12 protein-coding genes are annotated in these 19,825 nt (G+C 65.7%); 7 read left to right on the top strand and 5 right to left on the bottom strand.

The annotated features are described in order from the left end of the window. The first annotated feature begins 2 nt into the window (after positions 1-2). Positions 3-554, top strand: a complete 552-nt coding sequence (locus V3B41_RS16665; RefSeq protein WP_329861701.1) for a DUF2939 domain-containing protein — start codon at positions 3-5, stop codon at positions 552-554. A 176-nt stretch (positions 555-730) separates the two neighbouring features. On the opposite strand, the gene V3B41_RS16660 is transcribed toward V3B41_RS16665, so the two are convergent. From V3B41_RS16660 to V3B41_RS16650, 3 genes are all read right to left on the bottom strand, one after another. Next, complete coding sequence (locus tag V3B41_RS16660; RefSeq protein ID WP_049428365.1) at positions 731-1,675, bottom strand: 5'-nucleotidase; 945 nt, start codon at positions 1,673-1,675, stop codon at positions 731-733. Between the two features lie 47 nt (positions 1,676-1,722). Beyond that, positions 1,723-2,496, bottom strand: a complete 774-nt coding sequence (locus tag V3B41_RS16655) for an NAD kinase (protein WP_049428363.1) — start codon at positions 2,494-2,496, stop codon at positions 1,723-1,725. 293 nt (positions 2,497-2,789) lie between these two features. Beyond that, the gene (locus V3B41_RS16650) at positions 2,790-7,766 is read right to left on the bottom strand and encodes an NAD-glutamate dehydrogenase domain-containing protein (protein WP_049428359.1); all 4,977 of its coding nucleotides are present in this window, start codon (positions 7,764-7,766) and stop codon (positions 2,790-2,792) included. Positions 7,767-8,016: 250 nt separating this feature from the next. On the opposite strand from V3B41_RS16650, the gene V3B41_RS16645 reads away from it, so the two are divergent. From V3B41_RS16645 to V3B41_RS16635, 3 genes are read left to right on the top strand one after another with little or no spacing between them, the layout of a single operon-like run. Further along, complete coding sequence (locus tag V3B41_RS16645) at positions 8,017-8,673, top strand: TetR/AcrR family transcriptional regulator (protein ID WP_295551124.1); 657 nt, start codon at positions 8,017-8,019, stop codon at positions 8,671-8,673. Beyond that, positions 8,673-9,941 (top strand): efflux RND transporter periplasmic adaptor subunit, encoded by a 1,269-nt coding sequence (locus V3B41_RS16640; protein WP_049428355.1) that lies wholly within the window; start codon positions 8,673-8,675, stop codon positions 9,939-9,941. The genes V3B41_RS16645 and V3B41_RS16640 overlap by 1 nt, the downstream gene beginning before the upstream one ends. Before the next feature lie 15 nt (positions 9,942-9,956). Then, positions 9,957-13,130, top strand: a complete 3,174-nt coding sequence (locus V3B41_RS16635) for a multidrug efflux RND transporter permease subunit (protein ID WP_049428353.1) — start codon at positions 9,957-9,959, stop codon at positions 13,128-13,130. Positions 13,131-13,318: 188 nt separating this feature from the next. Here the strand turns inward: V3B41_RS16635 and V3B41_RS16630 are convergent, their stop codons facing one another. Then, positions 13,319-13,606 (bottom strand): hypothetical protein, encoded by a 288-nt coding sequence (locus V3B41_RS16630; protein ID WP_197633589.1) that lies wholly within the window; start codon positions 13,604-13,606, stop codon positions 13,319-13,321. 130 nt (positions 13,607-13,736) lie between these two features. Continuing rightward, a complete protein-coding gene (locus tag V3B41_RS16625; RefSeq protein ID WP_329861700.1) occupies positions 13,737-14,885 on the bottom strand; it encodes an acyl-CoA dehydrogenase family protein in 1,149 nt (382 codons plus the stop codon). Positions 14,886-15,038: 153 nt separating this feature from the next. Here V3B41_RS16625 and V3B41_RS16620 point away from each other — a divergent pair, with 153 nt between their 5' ends. From V3B41_RS16620 to metH, 3 genes are read left to right on the top strand one after another with little or no spacing between them, the layout of a single operon-like run. Then, positions 15,039-15,968, top strand: a complete 930-nt coding sequence (locus V3B41_RS16620) for a metalloregulator ArsR/SmtB family transcription factor (RefSeq protein ID WP_010480432.1) — start codon at positions 15,039-15,041, stop codon at positions 15,966-15,968. Between the two features lie 13 nt (positions 15,969-15,981). Beyond that, entirely contained in the window at positions 15,982-17,073 is a 1,092-nt protein-coding gene (locus V3B41_RS16615; RefSeq protein ID WP_049428347.1) for a homocysteine S-methyltransferase family protein, read from the top strand. A 57-nt stretch (positions 17,074-17,130) separates the two neighbouring features. Next, positions 17,131-19,815 carry a methionine synthase gene (metH, locus tag V3B41_RS16610; protein ID WP_100451129.1) on the top strand — a complete coding sequence of 895 codons (2,685 nt, stop codon included), beginning with the start codon at positions 17,131-17,133 and terminating at the stop codon, positions 19,813-19,815. Positions 19,816-19,825 lie beyond the last annotated feature (10 nt).

Below are 19,825 nucleotides of genomic sequence, written 5' to 3'. Positions count from 1 at the left end.
GCATGAAGAAACTCACTGCACTGGCTGTGCTGCTGGTCCTGGCCTTGGCCGCGTGGTGGTTCGGCGGCCCCTACATGACCGTGCACGGCCTGTCCCAGGCCATTGAAGAACGTGACACGGTGCGACTGGAGCGCTACGTCGATTTCCCGCGCGTGCGCGGCAGCCTGCGCGCACAGCTCAACGACTATCTGGTGCGCCAGGCAGGCCCGGATATAGCAGCCAGCCCGTTCGGTGCCCTGCTCTACGGCCTGGGCGACCAGCTCGGCGGTGCAGCGGTGGAGACCATGGTGACCCCGACGGGCATCGGCGCGATGCTGCAGGGCCACGTGCTGTGGAAGCGCGGCCGCAATGAACTGCAGGGCGGCGATGCGTTCGGCGCGACCGAACCGGCACGGCCGTTGAAGAACGCCGAGCATCACTTTGAAGCGCTGGACCGCTTCGTGATCGACGTCGATCGCGGCGCCGGCCAGCCGCCGTTGAAGGTGGTGCTGGAACCGCAGGGCCTGCGCTGGAAGGTGGTGGATCTGCAGTTGGGGATGTCGGCCACACCGTGAGCGTGTCGGTAGAGTCGACTGTTAGTCGACTGCTCTTCAGCCCCCCCCAAAAAACACGCGCTGGCGCGCCAGTCGACTAACAGTCGACTCTACCCCGTCGGATTTCCCGTCGGATTTCCCGTCGGATTTCCCGTCGGATTTCCCGCCGGATTTCCCCGCCGGATTTCCCCGTTGGGTCAACCCTCGTTGGCGACGCCATGCGGCACATGGCCAGCGGCCACGTGTTCGCGCGCACTGTCGATGTTGTGCTGCGAATCGTCGAAGAAGATGTCGGCTCCGAATGCGTGCAGGAACGGTCCCTTGTGGCGACCACCGAGGAACAGCGCTTCGTCCAGGCGCACGCCCCACTCACGCAGGGTGCGGATCACCCGCTCGTGCGCCGGTGCCGAGCGCGCGGTCACCAATGCGGTGCGGATCGGTGCGCTTTCGCCGGCCGGGAATACCTCCTGCAACGTATGCAGGGCCGACAGGAAGCCGCGGAACGGTCCACCACTGAGTGGCTCGCGGGCGCGTTCGCGCTCGTGCCGGCCAAACGCCTCCACGCCCTGCTCGCGCGAGATGCGCTCGCTTTCGTCACCGAAGATCACCGCGTCACCGTCGAAGGCGATGCGCAGCTGCCCGGCCGGGCGACCGGTATCGATCTGGTCAGCCGCCGCAGCAGCGGTTTCACCCGGCGGCTTGGGCAGGATGGTCGCCGCCGCGATCCCGTGGCGCAGCGCACTGCGTACCGACTCCGGATTGGCCGACAGGAACAGATCGGTGCCGAACGGCTTCACGTACGGCCAGGTCGGCTCGCCAGCGGTGAACGTAGCCCGGATGATGCCCAGGCCGTAGTGCTGGATCGAATTGAAGATGCGCAGGCCGGTATCGGCCGAGTTGCGCGACAGCAGGATCACCTCGACCCGCGGATTCTCCGGGCTGGCGCCCTGGTTCAATGCCAGCAGCTTGCGTACCACCGGAAACGCCACGCCGGGGCCGAGGATGTCGTCCTCGTGCTGGCGCTGGAATTCGGCATACGCCGCCACGCCATCGCTCTCGAACAGCGCGTGGCTTTCTTCCAGATCGAACAGCGCGCGCGAGGTCACCGCGACGGTCAGCAAACGGGGGGAGTTGTCGCCCATCGGTGGGGGTCCTTCAAGCGTTCGGCACGGCCGGCCGCCCATTGTCCTCAAAAAACGAACTGTTCGCTCAGGATCCGGTCTTCCAGGTTGTGCTCCGGGTCGAACAGCAGGGTCACGCGGCGGTCTTTCGACTCGCGGATGGTCACTTCGACCACATCGCGGGTCTCGTGCGAATCGGCGGTCACGCTGACCGGGCGCTTGTACGGATCGAGCACCCGGAAGCGCACTTCGGTGTCGGCCTTGAGGATGGCCCCGCGCCAGCGCCTTGGCCGGTAAGGGGCCAACGGCGTCAGCGCGATGGTGTGCGAACCCAGCGGCAGCACCGGGCCATGCGCGGAATAGTTGTAGGCGGTGCTGCCGGCCGGGGTGGCCACCAGCACGCCGTCACCGATCAGTTCGGCCACGCGCTCCTGGCCGTTCAGGTCGATGCCGATATGCGCGGCCTGCCGGGTCTGGCGCAGCAGCGAAACATCGTTGTAGGCCAGCGAACCGGTACTGGTACCGGACTCGGTCAGCGCCACCATTTCCAGCGGGCGCAGATGGGCCGGCTCGGCGCGGGCGATGCGGGCATGCACGTCTTCGTCGCCGCGGTACTGGTTCATCAGGAAACCGACCGTGCCCAGCTTCATGCCGAACACCGGCTTGCCCAGGTGCCCATGCCGATGCAGGGTCTGCAGCATGAAGCCATCACCGCCCAGCGGGCACAGCACGTCGGCCTGCTCGGGCGCGTAGTCGCCATAGCGCGAGACCATGGCCGCGCGGGCCATCTGCGCGGGCTCGGTGGTGCTGGCCAGGAAAGCGATGCGGGGGGTGTCGCTCATCGGTGGATCCGGGGAGGTTTGATGGAGAGCATAACCGAGCGCCGGGAGTTGGAGCCCGTGGGGCGGATGACCGGCATATCCGCCGGGACACGCCGTAAACCCATCCCTGGGGGCTCGATCGCGCCATCCATGGCGCTCACGGTCCCAGCGGATATGCGGGTCATCCACCTGGCAGGTTCACGGCGGGCGTCGGGTCAGCTGGTCGCAAAGGTCAAGGGCTGAAACAGAACGGCCCCGCTCTCGCGGGGCCGCTCTGTTCTACTCATGCCAGGCGTGGCCTGGCACTACTTCACTTACGCGCCGTGTGCCGCCAGCTGGCCCAGACGCTGCACCGCGACCGAGACGGTCGGGTAGTCCAGGGTCTTCTGCTCTGCCAGTTCGGCCAGCATCGCCAGGGTGAAGCGCAGGCTGTTGTCGTCACGGCCCATCCAGGCTGCGACCTTGGCCTCCGCGCTGCCGCCCTTGGTGCCGAGCACCTGGCCGGCCAGGTTGCGGTGATTGGCCGCCAGTTCGTCACGCAACACGCCACGTGCCACGGCATGCCAACGGCCGTTGACCTCCAGCGCGTCGACCTGCTCGAACAGCCACGGCAGCTGCAGGGCATCGCCCAGGCGGAAGTGGACCTTGGACACGTCCACCGGCTTCAGCTTGCGGGTGCGGGCCAGTTCGATGATGTCGAATGCCGGCTCCAGGAAGTGCAGTTCGGCCAGCTGCTGCGCCAGCGCGGACGGCAGGCCCTTTTCCTTCCACTCCGCCACCAGGGCTTCGTAGGTCGGACGCTGCGAATCCGGCAGCACGCCCGAAGCAACGCGGATGTCGTTGAACGGGCCCTGGTAGCGGTTGACCGCTTCGGTGATGCCCGGCATCGCGCCCGGGCGCGACAGCAGCCAGCGCACGAACGAACGCTGCAGCTTCCAGATCACTTCCAGTGCGTCGATCTGCACCGACTCCGGCACCTTGCCGTCGAGGGCATCGATCTGCGCCCACAGCGCGCGTGCATCCAGCGTTTCGCGGCTGATGGTGTAGGCCTTGGCGACCTCGGCGATGGAGCGGCCGGTGTCTTCCTGCATGCGCATCAGGAAGGTGGCGCCCATGCGGTTGATGGTCTGGTTGGTCACGGCCGTGGCGATGATTTCGCGCTTCAGGCGGTGACGCTCCATCGCGTCGGCGTACTTCTTCTGCAGCGGGGTCGGGAAGTAACGCTGCAGTTCCTTGGACAGGTACGGATCTTCCGGGATGTCCGAATCCAGCAGCTGAGCGAACGCCACCAGCTTGGAGTAGGACAGCAGCACCGACAGCTCCGGACGGGTCAGGCCCTGGCCGCGTGCCTTGCGCTGCGACAGCTCGGCGTCGGACGGCAGGAACTCGATCTGGCGATCCAGCAGGCCCTGCTGTTCCAGGGTACGGATGAAGTGCTGCTTGGAACCCAGGCGCTTGACCGCCATCCGCTCCATCAGGCTCAGCGCCTGGTTCTGGCGGTAGTTGTCGTTCAGCACCAGCTCGGCGACTTCATCGGTCATCGAGGCCAGCAGCTTGTTGCGCTGCTCGACGGTCAGCTTCTTGGCCCGCACCACATCGTTGAGCAGGATCTTGATGTTGACTTCGTGGTCGGAGGTGTCCACGCCGGCCGAGTTGTCGATGAAGTCGGTGTTGAGCAGCACGCCGGCCTGGGCGGCTTCGATGCGGCCCAGCTGGGTCATGCCCAGGTTGCCGCCCTCGCCCACCACCTTGCAGCGCAGCTCGCCACCGTTCACGCGCAGCGCGTTGTTGGCGCGGTCGCCGACATCGCTGTGCTGCTCGCTGGCGGCCTTGACGTAGGTACCGATGCCGCCGTTCCACAGCAGGTCGACCGGCGCCTTCAGGATCGCGCTCATCAGATCGTTCGGCGACAGCGCCTTGACGTTTTCGTCCAGGCCCAGCGCTTCGCGCACCTGCGGGGTGATCTCGATCGACTTCAGGCTGCGCGGATAGACGCCGCCGCCCTTGCTGATCAGCTTGGCGTCGTAGTCCGCCCAGCTCGAACGCGGCACGGTGAACAGGCGCTCACGTTCGACGAACGTGGTGGCCGCATCCGGGTTCGGGTCCAGGAAGATGTGGCGGTGATCGAAGGCAGCGACCAGGCGGATGTGGCGCGACAACAGCATGCCGTTGCCGAACACGTCGCCGGACATGTCGCCGACACCGACCGCGGTGAAGTCCTGGGTCTGGCTGTCACGGCCCAGCGCACGGAAGTGGCGCTTGACCGACTCCCACGCACCGCGTGCGGTGATGCCCATGCCCTTGTGGTCGTAGCCGACCGAACCGCCGGAAGCGAACGCATCGCCCATCCAGAAGCCGTGCGCGATGGCCAGGCCGTTGGCGATGTCGGAGAAGGTCGCGGTGCCCTTGTCGGCCGCCACCACCAGGTACGGATCGTCCATGTCGTGGCGCACGACATCCACCGGCGGCACGATCTTGTTGTTGACGATGTTGTCGGTGATGTCCAGCAGGCCCTGGATGAACAGCTTGTAGCAGGCCACGCCGTTGGCGAACACCGCATCACGGTCGCCGTTCACCGGCGGGGTCTTGGCGAAGAAGCCGCCCTTGGCGCCGACCGGGACGATGACGGTGTTCTTGACCATCTGCGCCTTGACCAGGCCCAGCACCTCGGTGCGGAAGTCTTCGCGACGATCCGACCAGCGCAGGCCGCCACGGGCCACGGCGCCGAAGCGCAGGTGGGTACCTTCCACGCGCGGGCCGTAGACGAAGATTTCGCGGTACGGACGCGGCTTCGGCAGGTCCGGCACCAGCGCCGAATCGAACTTGAAGCTGATGACATGGCCGTGCTGGCCGTTGGCATCGGTCTGGTAGTAGCTGGTGCGCAGGGTCGCGTCGATCACGCCCATGAACGAGCGCAGGATGCGGTCCTCGTCCAGGCTGGACACGCGGTCCATCAGCTTCAGCAGCGCATCGCGCGCGGCCTGCATCTGCGCATCGCGGTCACCCTTGCGGGCGTCGACCACGGTCTTGAGCACCTTCAGGGTGGCCTCGTCGCCGGCAGCCAGCACATCGAGGTGGGCCTTCAGCTGGGCCTGGCCAGCGGCGATGTCTTCCTTGCTTTCATGACCGGTGGCCGGATCGAAGCGCGCTTCGAACAGTTCGACCAGAAGGCGGGCCAGCAGCGGGTAGCGCGCGAAGGTGCCTTCCACGTAGGCCTGCGAGAACGGCACGCCGGTCTGCAGCAGGTACTTGCAGTAGCCACGCAGCATCGCGACCTGGCGCCAGTGCAGGCCAGCGGCCAGCACCAGGCGGTTGAAGCCGTCGTTCTCGGCATCGCCGTGCCAGACGCGGGCGAAGGTCTCGCCGAAGGCTTCATCGACGCTGGCGGCATCGATCGCACCGGCGGTCGATTCGACCTCGAAGTCCTGCACATACACCGGCGCGTTGTCGACCGACAGGCGGTACGGACGCTCGGCGATCACCCGCAGGCCCATGTTTTCCATCATCGGCAGCGCGTCCGACAGCGGAATGTCGTCGAGCTGGCGATACAGCTTCAGGCGCAGGCCATCGCCGCTTTCGCGCGGCACGGCCTGCAGGCTGAGGCGCAGGTCGTCCGGGCCGGTCAGGGCGTCGAGCTGGCTGACATCGTTGGCGGCAACCGCGGTGCTGTTGTCTTCGATGTAGCCGGCCGGCAGCGCCTTGCCGATGCGGGCGGCGATGCGCAGGCCTTCGGTCTCGCCGTGGCGGCTCACCAGCGCTTCGCGCAGGTCGTCCTGCCAGTTGCGCAGCACCTGGGCCAGCTTCTGCTCCAGTTCGGCGGTATCGACGTCGAGCATTTCACCCGGCTTCGGGCGCACGATCAGGTGCACCTGCGCCAGCGGCGATTCGCCCAGCACCACCGAGCTGTCGACGAACTCGCCGTGCAGCGCGTCCTTCAGCATCGCTTCGATGCGCAGGCGCACGTCGGTGTTGAAGCGCTCGCGCGGCAGGTAGACCAGCGCGGAGATGAAACGGCTGTATTTGTCGCGCCGCAGGAACAGGCGGCTGCGCACGCGTTCCTGCAGGCCCAGCACGCCCATCGCGGTGCGGAACAGTTCGTCCTCGCTGGACTGGAACAGTTCTTCGCGCGGCAGGGTTTCCAGGATATGGCGCAGGGCCTTGCCACTGTGGCTGGCCGGGGCCAGCCCGGACTGCTTCATCACGTGCTCGTGGCGCTGGCGCACCAGCGGGATTTCCCACGGGCGGCGGTTGTAGGCGCTGGAGGTGAACAGGCCGAGGAAACGCTGCTCGCCGATGATCTTGCCCTTGGCGTCGAACTCCAGCACGCCGATGTAGTCCATGTAGCCGGCGCGGTGCACGCGCGAACGGGCATTGGTCTTGGTCAGGATCAGCGCATCCTTCAAACCGGACGTGGTGTTCAGGCCCTGCGCGGCCAGCGTCTTGACCGGACGGGCGGCGGACTTGTCCTTGCCGCGCATCAGGCCCAGGCCGGTGTCGTTCAGCGGCGCCAGCACCTCTTCCTTGCCCTGCTTCTCGACGCGGTACTCGCGGTAGCCGAAGAAGGTGAAGTGGTTGTCGGCGGCCCAGCGCAGGAATTCCTGTGCTTCCTTGCGCGAGGCATCGTCGACCGGCAGCTGGCGCTTGCCCAGGTCGTCGGCCAGTGCCAGCGCCTTGTCCTTCATCGGCTGCCAGTCGCGCACGATCGCGCGCACTTCGTCCAGCGCCTTGTTGATGGCCTGTTCGATGGCGGCCATGGCTTCGGCCGGCTGGCGGTCGATCTCCAGCAGCATCACCGACTCGGCATCACCCTCGCCGACCTTGACCAGCTTGCCGGCCTTGTCGCGGGTGAAACGCAGCACCGGGTGGCCCAGCACGTGGACGCCCACGCCCTGTTCGGCCAGCGACATGGTGACGGTATCGACGAGGAACGGCATGTCGTCGTTGACGATCTGCAGCACGGTGTGCGGCGATTCCCAACCATTGGCCTTCGCGGTCGGATTGAACACGCGGACGTTGGCCTTGCCGGCCTTGCGGGCACGGGCGAATTCCAGCGTCTCAGCCGCGAGAGCGGCCCACTCTTCAGCGCTGTGGTGCGGGAACTCGTCCGACTCCATGCGCTTGTAGAAGTCAGTGGCGAAGGCCACTGCTTCGGCCTGTGCGGCCGCGGGGTAGCGCTTGCGCAATGCCGTGTACACCGGCTCCAGGGAGAAACCAGCGGTCACTGCGACCTCCGACTCTGCTGGTTTGGTCTTGTTTTTCACGGTCTTGGCTGCGGTTTTTTGCGGTTTCATGGCAGAGCGATGCGCTTGCTCAGTTGGGAAAATGAAATTGTAGCTCTACCGCACGAAAAGGCCTTGCTGCAGGACGGAATAAGCAGATTCGGGTTTGCTGCGGTTTAGACGCCTATTCAGTTCGCACCGGTACGGTGCTGGCACCTGTTTCAGCACTGCCGACAGGATCGGCAAAACGTGTTACCGGAAGACACACGCGGCGACGCCGATGCGATTCCACAATCCTGAACTGGACGGTATAGTCCACCGCGTGAACCCGGCTTACCTACCCGTTGCCCTCGATGCACGCGATGAGCGTGTGTTCGACGCCGTACGCGAACTGCTGGCCCAGCAGGGCATGCAGATGAGCATGGAGGCGGTGGCCCAGCACGCCGGCTGCTCCAAGCAGACCCTGTACTCGCGCTATGGCAGCAAGCAGGATCTGTTGCGCCGGGTGATGCAGCGCCATGTCGGCCACGCCACTGGCGCCATGGTCCGTGCACTCCGCACTGACGACCTGCGTGCCAGCCTGCTCCAGTTCGCCACCGACTTCCTGGAGCATTTCAACCAACCGCACGTAGGACAGGCCTGCCGGCTGATCGCTGCCGACGCGGCCCAGTTTCCCGAAGAGGCGCGTACGCTGTACCGGCATGGCGCCGGCGCGCTGATGCTTCATCTTGCTGAATGGATTGAAACCGTTTGCATGCGTGGCCAGCTCCGGCATGACGACCCGCACTTCATGGCCGAACTGCTGCTGAGCATGATCGCCGGTCAGGATTTCGACAAACAGCGCTTCCATACCCCCCATCGTGATGACGCGCTACTGCGTCGGCGCTGGGCAGAGTTCTCCGTCGACAGCTTCCTGCGCGCATTCGCGCCACAGCCGTTGCCGGCCCCTCCTACAAACCAACCCCGGAGTTCCTCCTGATGACCGCCCCACTCCGCACCCTTGCCTTGACGTGCGCCGTTGCTGTCGCGCTGGCTGCCTGCAAGAAGCCGGAACAGCAGATGCCCCCGCCGCCGGAGGTGGGCGTGATCGACGCCAAGCCGCAGACCCTGCCGCTGCAGCGCGAGCTGGTCGGCCGCCTGTCGCCGTTCCGCAGCGCCGACGTCCGCGCGCGCGTGCCGGGCGTGCTGCTCAAGCGCGTCTACCAGGAAGGCTCGCAGGTGAAGCAGGGCCAGACCCTGTTCCTGATCGACCCGGCGCCGCTGCGCGCCTCGCTCAACGCCTCCGAAGCACAGCTGGCCTCGGCCCGCGCCACCTACGCCAATGCCAAGGTGGCCGCTGATCGCGCCCGCTCCCTGGCGCCGCAGCAGTTCGTCTCCAAGTCCGACCTGGACAACGCCGAATCGGCCGAACGTACCGCGCTGGCTGCGGTCAAGCAGGCCGAAGCGGCAGTGACCTCCTCGCGGATCAACCTGGGCTACGCCGAGGTGACTGCGCCGATCAGTGGCGTGGCCAACAAGCAGCAGGTCACCGAGGGCGCGCTGGTCGGCCAGGGCGATGTGACCCTGCTGACCACCGTCGACCAGCTCGACCCGCTGTATGTGAACTTCTCGCTCAGCGTGGATGAGCTGACCCAGCTGCGTGCGCAGCAGGCCAAGGGCGCGCTGGCGCTGTCCGGCGACGGCAAGGCCACGGTGGCCGTGAAGCTGGCCGATGGCAGCACCTACAGCGAGCCGGGCACGCTGGACTTCTCTTCGACCACGGTCGATCCGGCCACCGGCGCGGTGTCGCTGCGTGCGCTGCTGCCGAACCCGCAGCAGATCCTGCTGCCCGGTGCCTTCGTCAGCTTCCAGGCCAACCTGGGCGAGCGCAACAACGCCTTCCTGGTGCCGCAGCAGGCCCTGCTGCGAGACACCACCGGCGGCTACGTGATGGTGGTCGGCGCCGACGGCAAGGTCGTGCGCAAGAATGTGAAGACCGATGGCGCACAGAACGGCAACTGGCTGGTCAGCGACGGCCTGGCCGCCGGTGACAAGGTGATCGTGGCCGGCGTGCAGAAAGTCAAGGAAGGTGCACCGGCGGTGGCCAAGCCGTGGACCCCGGGGCAGGACGCCAACGGCAAGCCTGCCGCGGGCGGCGCCGCTCCGGCGGGCGCGGCACCGGCCGCAGGCAAGGCACCGGCCGACGCAGCCAAGCCCGAGCAGGCCGATGCGGCCAAGCCCGCCGTCACCGATTCGAACAAGCAGTAACGGGAACCTTCCGTCATGCCTAAATTTTTCATCGAACATCCAGTCTTCGCCTGGGTGGTTGCGATCCTGATCTCGCTCAGTGGCGTGATCGCGATCCTCAACCTGGGCGTGGAGTCCTATCCCAACATCGCCCCGCCACAGGTGACCGTCTCGGCCACTTACCCGGGCGCCAGTGCGGACACCACTGAAAAATCGGTCACCCAGGTGATCGAGCAGCAGCTGACCGGTATCGATCACCTGCTGTATTTCAGTTCCTCGTCCGCCTCCAACGGCCGTGCGCAGATCACGCTGACCTTCGAGACCGGTACCGATCCGGACATCGCCCAGGTGCAGGTGCAGAACAAGGTCTCGCTGGCCACGCCCCGACTGCCATCGGAAGTGACCCAGCAGGGCGTGGTGGTGGCCAAGGCCAACGCCGGCTTCCTGATGGTGATCGCGCTGCAGTCCGATACGCCGGCCATCAACCGTGATGCCCTGAACGACATCGTCGGTTCGCGCGTGCTCGACCAGGTCTCGCGTATCCCCGGCGTCGGCAGCACCCAGCAGTTCGGTTCCGAGTACGCCATGAACATCTGGCTGAACCCGGAAAAGATGCAGGGCTACGGCCTGTCGGCCAGCCAGGTGCTGGCAGCGGTGCGTGCGCAGAACGTGCAGTTCGCTGCCGGTGCGCTGGGTTCGGACCCGTCGCCGGAAGGCCAGCACTTCACCGCCACGGTCTCGGCCGAAGGCCGCTTCAGCTCGCCGCAGGAGTTCGAGAACATCATCCTGCGCGCCAATGCTGATGGCTCGCGCGTGCTGCTGAAGGACATCGCCCGCGTTGCCTTCGGTGCCAACAACTACGGCTTCGATACCCAGTACAACGGCAAGCCGACCGGTGCCTTCGCCATCCAGCTGCTGCCGGGCGCCAACGCCCTGAACGTGGCCGATGCGGTGCGCGCCAAGATGGACGAACTGCAGCCCAGCTTCCCGGCCGGCGTCACCTGGTTCTCGCCGTACGACAGCACCACCTTCGTCAAGATCTCGATCCAGGAAGTGGTCAAGACCCTGTTCGAGGCGGTGTTCCTCGTGTTCCTGGTGATGCTGATCTTCCTGCAGAACTTCCGCGCCACCCTGATCCCGACCCTGGTCATTCCGGTGGCCCTGCTCGGTACCTTCCTGGGCATGTGGATGATCGGCTTCACGATCAACCAGCTGACCCTGTTCGCGATGGTGCTGGCGATCGGCATCGTGGTCGATGACGCGATCGTAGTGATCGAGAACGTCGAACGCATCATGACCGAGGAAGGCCTGGCGCCGAAGCCGGCCACGCAGAAGGCGATGACCCAGATCACCGGCGCGGTGGTGGCGATCACCGTCGTGCTGGCCGCGGTGTTCATTCCGTCCGCCCTGCAGGGCGGCGCGGCCGGTGAGATCTACAAGCAGTTCGCGCTGACCATCGCCATTTCGATGGCATTCTCGGCGTTCCTGGCGCTGGGCTTCACCCCGGCGCTGTGCGCGACCTTCCTGAAGCCGACGCACAACGACAACCCGAACATCGTCTACCGCACCTTCAACAAGTACTACGACAAGATCAGCCACACCTATGTGGGCCACATCACCTCGGCGGTGCGCCATGCGCCGCGTTGGATGATCCTGTTCGTGGTGCTGACCGCACTGTGCGGCTTCCTGTTCACCCGCATGCCGGGCAGCTTCCTGCCGGAAGAAGACCAGGGCTATGCGCTGGCGATCGTGCAGCTGCCGCCGGGCTCGACCAAGGGCCAGACCAACGAAGTGTTCGCGCAGATGCGTGGCATCCTGGAAAAGCAGGATGGTTATGAAGGCATGCTGCAGGTCGCCGGTTTCAGCTTCGTCGGTTCCGGCGAGAACGTGGGCATGGGCTTCATCCGCCTGAAGCCGTGGGAGGAACGCAAGTTCACCGCGCCGGAGTTCATCCAGAACATGAACGGCGCGTTCTACGGCATCAAGGAAGCGCAGATCTTCGTGGTCAACCTGCCCACCGTGCAGGGCCTTGGCCAGTTCGGTGGTTTCGACATGTGGCTGCAGGACCGTAGCGGTGCCGGTTACGAGCAGCTGACCCAGGCCCGCAACATCCTGCTCGGCCAGGCCGCGCAGAAGCCGGACCACCTGGTCGGCGTACGCCCGAACGGCCTGGAAAACGCACCGCAGCTCCAGCTGCACGTGGACCGCGTGCAGGCGCAGTCGATGGGCATGTCGGTGTCGGATGTGTACAGCACCATCCAGCTGATGCTGGCCCCGGTGTACGTCAACGACTTCTTCTACGAAGGCCGCATCAAGCGCGTGACCATGCAGGCCGATGGTCCCTACCGCACCGGCCAGGAGTCGCTGAAGAGCTTCTACAGCCCGTCCAGCCTGACCACCAATGCCGACGGCACCAACGCGATGATCCCGCTCAACACGGTGGTCAAGTCCGAATGGGTGTCGGCGCCGCCGTCGCTGAGCCGTTACAACGGCTACTCGGCGATCAACATCGTCGGTTCGCAGGCGCCGGGCACCAGCTCGGGTGAAGCGATGCAGACCATGGAAGGCATCGTCAACGACGACCTGCCGGCCGGCTTCGGCTACGACTGGTCCGGCATGTCCTACCAGGAAATCCTGGCCGGCAACGCCGCGACCCTGCTGCTGGTGCTGTCCATCGTGGTGGTGTTCCTGTGCCTGGCCGCGCTGTATGAAAGCTGGTCGATCCCGGTGGCTGTGCTGCTGGTGGTGCCGCTGGGCGTGCTGGGTGCACTGGGCCTGTCGATGCTGCGTGGCCTGCCCAACGATCTGTTCTTCAAGATCGGCCTGATCACCGTGATCGGCCTGGCGGCGAAGAACGCGATCCTGATCGTGGAGTTCGCGGTGGAGCAGCGTGCAGCCGGCAAGAACCTGCGCGATGCCACGATCGAGGCGGCCCGCCTGCGTTTCCGCCCGATCCTGATGACCTCGTTTGCGTTCATCATGGGCGTGATCCCGATGGCGATCTCCACCGGCGCCGGCGCCAACTCCCGCCACGCCATCGGTACCGGCGTGATCGGCGGCATGCTGTTCGCCACCCTGCTCGGCCTGCTGATGATCCCGGTGTTCTTCGTGGTCGTGCGCCGCATGCTGGGCGACAAGCTGGATGAACCGTCGAAGGAGTTCATGGAACGCCAGCGGGACGCGGATGCTGCACACCGTCCGGATCGTTGATCTGGTGGTGAGCTGAAACGAGAAAGGCCCCGGAGCGATCCGGGGCCTTTTTTCTTGCCGCTTTTGAATCCATGCCAACCAAGGTTGGCATCTACCAGAGCAAGGACATGCCCGAAGGTTGGCATCCACCAGAGCAACGGCATGCCCGGTAGCCGCCAACCTCGGTTGGCGCTCTCCAGGGCAACGTCTCAGCGCAGCAGCGCAACCACTATGCACACTGCCACCAGAACCAGCGCGGCCCACTGCATCGGCACGAAGAAGAAATGATGGGGCGCGACTTCACCCTTCTGCCGGGGTGCACGGTTGAGCCACAGGCCCAGCAGCACGTTCACCGCCGCGCCAATTCCGGCACCCAGCAACACCTGCGAGAGCGGGATGTTGCCCCTGGGGCCTGCGTGCGGGAAGAAATACGCCAGCAGCAGGATCGCTGCGATCGGCGTGACCAGTGTCAGGATTCCCCAACCACGATAGATCATCTGTGCAGACCGTATGGAAACGGCCTGCATTGGAACAGATCCGGCATCGTTCGGCCAAGAGCACGGCGCATCCACGCGTGGCGCAGATCTACTGGCCGCGCCACCGTTGCAGTGGCGCGGCCCTTGCCACTCAGCGCAGCCCGGTCTCGTTGCGGGCGATCACCAGGCGCTGGATTTCCGAGGTGCCTTCATAGATCTCGGTGATCTTGGCATCACGGAAGTAGCGCTCCAGCGGCATTTCCTTTGAATAGCCCATGCCACCATGGATCTGCACCGCCTGGTGGGTGATCCACATCGCGGCTTCAGAAGCGGTCAGCTTGGCCACCGCCGCTTCGGTGCTGAAGCGCTTGCCCTGGCCTTTCACCCACGCCGCGCGCAGGGTCAGCAGCAACGCCGCATCCAGCTTGCACTTCATGTCGGCAATCTTGGCCTGGGTCATCTGGAAGGTACCGATGGCCGCACCGAACGCCTTGCGCTCCTTCACGTACTCCAGGGTCGCTTCATAGGCCGCACGGGCGATGCCAATGGCCTGCGAGGCGATGCCGATACGGCCAGCATCAAGCACGCTCATGGCGATCTTGAAGCCCTCGCCTTCCTGGCCCAGCACATCCTCAGGCTGCGCTACGTAGTCGTTGAACTCGATCTCGCAGGTGGCCGAGGCACGGATGCCCAGCTTCGGCTCGGTCTTGCCGCGACCGAAACCCGCCTTGTCGGTGTCGATGATGAAGGCGGTGATGCCGCGCGCGCCCTTGTCCGGCTCGCTCATCGCGAACAGCACGATGTACCTGGCCACCGGGCCGGAGGTGATCCAGCTCTTCTTGCCGTTGATCACAAAGGTGCCATCGGCCTGCTTCACCGCGCGGCAGCGCATGGCGGTAGCGTCCGAACCCGACTGCGGCTCGGTCAGCGCGAACGCGCCAATGGCCTCGCCCTCGGCGATCGCACGCACGTAGGTCTGCTTCTGCGCTTCGGTACCGTGGGTGAGGATGCCGTTGCAGAACAGCGAATTGTTGACCGACATGATGGTCGAATGGGCTGCGTCGGCGGCGGCGACCTCCACCATCGCTAGCACGTACGCAACCGGGTCCATGCCCGCACCACCGTATTCGGTGGGCACTTCGATACCCATCAGGCCGTTCTCGCCCAGCAGGCGGATGTTGTCCAGCGGGAACTCGCCGGTACGGTCATGGTGCTCTGCGCTGGGGGCGATCTTTTCCTGCGCGATGCGCCGCGCCACGTCCTGCAACATCAACTGCTCTTCAGTAAAGCTGAAATCCACAACACCCTCCCGGGTACATGATGTTATGGGCCGCGCACGGCGTGCCCAGGTGCACCGATTGTACCGGGGCCCGGCAGCTTCCGTACGCCAGCGACTTGACCGCGGCAGGCCTTCTCAGCGAATATATCTCTATATCGCGATAGGTAGATATTTATGGATCTTGAAGACTGGTCGACCCGCCTGAAGGTGTTCGCCGATGCCACCCGCGTGCGCCTGCTGGCGCTGCTGGAGCAGGAGGAACTGACCGTGGCCGAACTGTCGGCGATCACCCGGCTGGCCCAGCCGCGCGTGTCCACCCATCTGGCGCGACTGAAGGAAGCCGGCCTGGTTCGCGACCGCCGCGCCGGCGTGTCGGCCTATTACCGCTTCGACGAGGCCCAGCTGGACCCGGCGCAGCGTGCATTGTGGCATGCCTTGAGCAACGGAAGCGACGACCCCCTGCTGCGCCAGGATGCCGAGCGCGTGGCCGCGGTTCTGGCCCACCGTGCTTCCGACCAGAACTGGGCCGACAGCGTGGCCGGCGACATGGAACGCCACTACTCTCCCGGACGGACCTGGGAGGCACTGGCGCGTACCGCGCTGCCGCTGCTGGAAACCGGCGACGTGCTGGACATCGCCTCCGGCGACGGCGTGCTGGCCGAACTGGTGGCCCCGCATGCCAAGCGCTACATCTGCATCGACACCAGCGCGCGAGTGGTCGCCGCGGCCAGCGAGCGGCTGCGTCGCCTGCCCAACGTCGAAGTCCGCGAAGGTGACATGCATGCCCTGCCGTTCAAGGACGGCAGCTTCGACCTGGTGGTGCTGATGCACGCGCTGACCTATGCCAGCAAGCCGGCGCAGGCCGTGACCGAAGCCGCGCGCGTGCTGCGCCCGGGAGGCCGCCTCCTACTGTGCAGCCTGGCCCGTCATGAGCACAAGGCGGCGGTGGAGGCCTATGGCCACGTCAACCTTGGCTTCAGCGACAAGGAACTGCGCAGGTTCGTCGACAAGGCCGGCCTGCAGGTCTCGAGCCTGGAAACGGTCACCCGCGAAAAGCGCCCGCCGCACTTCGAAGTGATTTCGCTGATCGCCAACAAGCCCTGAGCCGGAAACCGCCATGTCTGCCCTGCCCTGGTTGCATCCTGATCGTGCCAACGCCCTGCTCGACGCCCTGCGCGAGCGGATCCTGATCATCGACGGTGCGATGGGTACGATGATCCAGCGCCACGGCCTGCAGGAAGACGACTACCGCGGCGAGCGCTTCGCCGGTGGCTACGACCACGCGCACGGCCCGGGCTGTGACCATGCGGCGCCGGAAGGGCATGACCTGAAGGGCAACAACGATCTGCTGCTGCTGACCCGGCCGCAGATCGTCGCCGACATCCACACCGCCTACCTGGAAGCGGGCGCGGATCTGGTCGAGACCAACACCTTCAACGCCACTTCGGTCAGCCAGGCCGACTACCACCTCGAACACCTGGTGTACGAGTTGAACAAGGCCGGTGCCGCTGTCGCGCGAACCTGCTGTGATGCAGTGGCTGCGGCCACGCCGGGCAAGCCGCGCTTCGTGATCGGGGTGATCGGGCCGACCAGCCGCACCGCCTCGATCAGCCCCGATGTCAACGATCCGGGCTTCCGCAATACCAGCTTCGACGAGCTGCGCGACACCTACCGCGAAGCCATCGACGGCCTCATCGATGGCGGCGCCGACACCATCATGGTCGAGACCATCTTCGACACGCTCAACGCCAAGGCTGCACTGTATGCGCTGGAGGAAGCGTTCGATGCGCGCGGCGCGCGCTTGCCGGTGATGATCTCCGGCACCATCACCGACGCGTCCGGACGTACCCTGTCCGGGCAGACAGCAGAAGCCTTCCATGCCTCACTCGCCCATGCACGGCCGTTGTCGATCGGACTGAACTGCGCGCTGGGCGCCGATGCGATGCGCCCGCACGTGGAAACCCTTGCACAGGTCGCCGACTGTTACGTCAGCGCACACCCCAATGCCGGCCTGCCCAATGCCTTCGGCGAGTACGACGAAACGCCGGAGGACATGGCCAGCACCCTGCGGGGCTTCGCCGCAGATGGACTGTTGAACCTGGTTGGCGGCTGCTGCGGCTCCACCCCCGACCATATCCGCGCGATTGCCAATGCCGTGGCCGGGCTGTCGCCGCGCGCGCTGCCCGGCACCCGGGAGCAGGCCGCATGAACGTCGCCGCCACCGTCCCGCACTTCCCGCCCTACTGCTGTTGAGCCGACGCCTGCCATGACGCCTGTCCGCCCTACCCGCCTGTCCGGCCTGGAACCCCTGGTCATCACCCCGGACCTGCTTTTCATCAATGTCGGCGAACGCACCAACGTCACCGGCAGCGCGCAGTTCCGCAAGCTGATCAAGGAAGGCCGCTACGAGGAGGCGGTGGACGTGGCCCGCCAGCAGGTGGCCAGCGGCGCGCAGATCCTCGACGTCAACATGGACGAGGGCCTGATCGATTCAGAGGCAGCGATGACCCGCTACCTCAACCTGATCATGTCCGAGCCGGACATCGCCCGCATTCCAGTGATGGTCGACTCGTCCAAGTGGAGCGTGATCGAGGCCGGCCTGAAATGCCTGCAGGGCAAGAGCGTGGTCAACTCGATATCGCTGAAGGAAGGCGAGGCGCTGTTCCGCGAGCATGCGCGCAAGGTGCTGCGCTATGGCGCCGCTGCGGTGGTGATGGCCTTCGATGAAAGTGGCCAGGCCGATACCTGCGCGCGCAAGGTCGAGATCTGCACCCGCGCCTATCGCATCCTGGTCGACGAGATCGGCTTCCCGCCGCAGGACATCATCTTCGATCCGAACATCTTCGCCGTCGCCACCGGCATCGAAGAGCACGACAACTATGCGGTGGACTTCATCGAAGCCACCCGCATCATCAAGCAGACGCTGCCGCACTGCCACGTGTCCGGCGGCGTCTCCAACGTATCCTTCTCGTTCCGCGGCAACGAGACCGTGCGCCAGGCCATCCATTCGGTGTTCCTGTACCACGCGATCGCCGCCGGCATGGACATGGGCATCGTCAACGCCGGTGCCATGCCGATCTACGATGAGCTGGAGCCGGAGCTGCGCGAGCGCGTGGAGGATGTGATCCTCAATCGCCGCAGCGACGCCACCGAGCGCCTGCTGGAGATCGCCGAGCGCTACAAGGGCAAGAAGGGCGCCGCGAAGACCGAGGACCTGGCCTGGCGCGAAAAGCCGGTGGCACAGCGACTGGCGCATGCCCTGGTACACGGCCTGGATGCCTTCGTCGAGGAAGACACCGAACTGGCCCGGCAGGCCTCCAGCCGCCCACTGGATGTGATCGAAGGCCCGCTGATGGACGGCATGAACATCGTCGGCGACCTGTTCGGCGCCGGCAAGATGTTCCTGCCACAGGTGGTGAAATCCGCGCGCGTGATGAAGAAGGCCGTGGCCTACCTGCTGCCTTACATCGAAGCGGAAAAGGCGCGCAGCGGTGACACCGCCAAGAGCAACGGCAAGATCATCATGGCTACGGTGAAGGGCGATGTGCATGACATCGGCAAGAACATCGTCGGCGTGGTCCTGGCCTGCAACAACTTCGACGTGGTCGACCTCGGCGTGATGGTGCCGGCGCAGAAGATCCTCGATGCCGCGCGCGAACACAACGCCGACCTGATCGGCCTGTCCGGCCTGATCACCCCATCACTGGAGGAGATGAGCCACGTGGCCCGCGAGATGCAGCGCCAGGGCTTCGACCTGCCGTTGCTGATCGGCGGTGCCACCACCTCGCGCGCGCATACCGCCCTGAAGATCGACCCGCATTACCACGCACCGACGGTCTGGGTGAAGGATGCCTCGCGCGCGGTCGGCGTGGCCCAGTCGCTGATCTCGCGCGACCTGCGCGACGCCTTCGTTGCCGCCAACGAGGCCGACTATGCAGAGATCCGTGCGCGTCACCGCAACCGTGGTGATGCCAAGCGCCTGGTCTCGCTGGAGCACGCGCGTGAGCAGAAGTTCCAGGGCGGCTGGGACAGCTACACGCCGCCCGCACCGAAACAGCCGGGCCTGCACGTATTCGATGACTATCCGCTGGCCGAGCTGGTCGAGTACATCGACTGGACGCCGTTCTTCCAGGCCTGGGAACTGGCCGGCAAGTTCCCGGCCATCCTCACCGACGAGATCGTCGGCACCCAGGCCAGCGATCTGTACAAGGACGCCCGCGCGATGCTCGACCGCATCGTGGGCGAGAAGTGGCTGACCGCCAAGGCGGTGTTCGGCCTGTGGCCGGCCAACAGCATCGGCGACGATGTGCGCGTGCAGCACCCGCAGGGCGAAACCACGCTGCGCTTTCTGCGCCAGCAGGTGGACAAGCCGGCCGAGCGCCCGGATTTCTGCCTGGCCGATTTCATTGCACCAGCCGACAGCGGAAAACAGGATTGGATCGGCGCGTTCGCAGTCACCGCCGGTATCGGCATCGACGCGCATGTCGCACGCTTCGAAGCCGAGCATGACGACTACAACGCGATCCTGCTGAAGGCCCTGGCCGACCGCTTCGCCGAAGCGCTGGCCGAGCGTCTGCACCAGCGCGTGCGCACCGAATTCTGGGGCTTCGACCAGGCCGAAAACCTGGACAACGAGGCCCTGATCGACGAGCAGTACCGTGGCATCCGCCCGGCCCCCGGCTACCCGGCCTGCCCCGAGCACAGCGAGAAACGCCGGTTGTTCGATCTGCTGCAGGCCGAAACCAACGCCAGCATGGAACTGACCGAGAGCTTCGCGATGCTGCCGACCGCCGCAGTGTCGGGCTACTACTTCAGCCATCCGCAAAGCCAGTACTTCGTGGTCGGACGCCTCAGCCGCGAGCAGGTCAGCGACTACGCCCGGCGCAAGGGCGTGGACCGCGCCCAGGCCGAACGCTGGCTGGCCTCCAACCTCGACTACGATCCCGAATGAGGCGGTAGCG

This window comes from Stenotrophomonas sp. SMYL89, assembly GCF_036319985.1.
GTDB lineage: Bacteria > Pseudomonadota > Gammaproteobacteria > Xanthomonadales > Xanthomonadaceae > Stenotrophomonas > Stenotrophomonas maltophilia_Q.
This window is presented reverse-complemented; position numbering and strand designations above follow the sequence as displayed.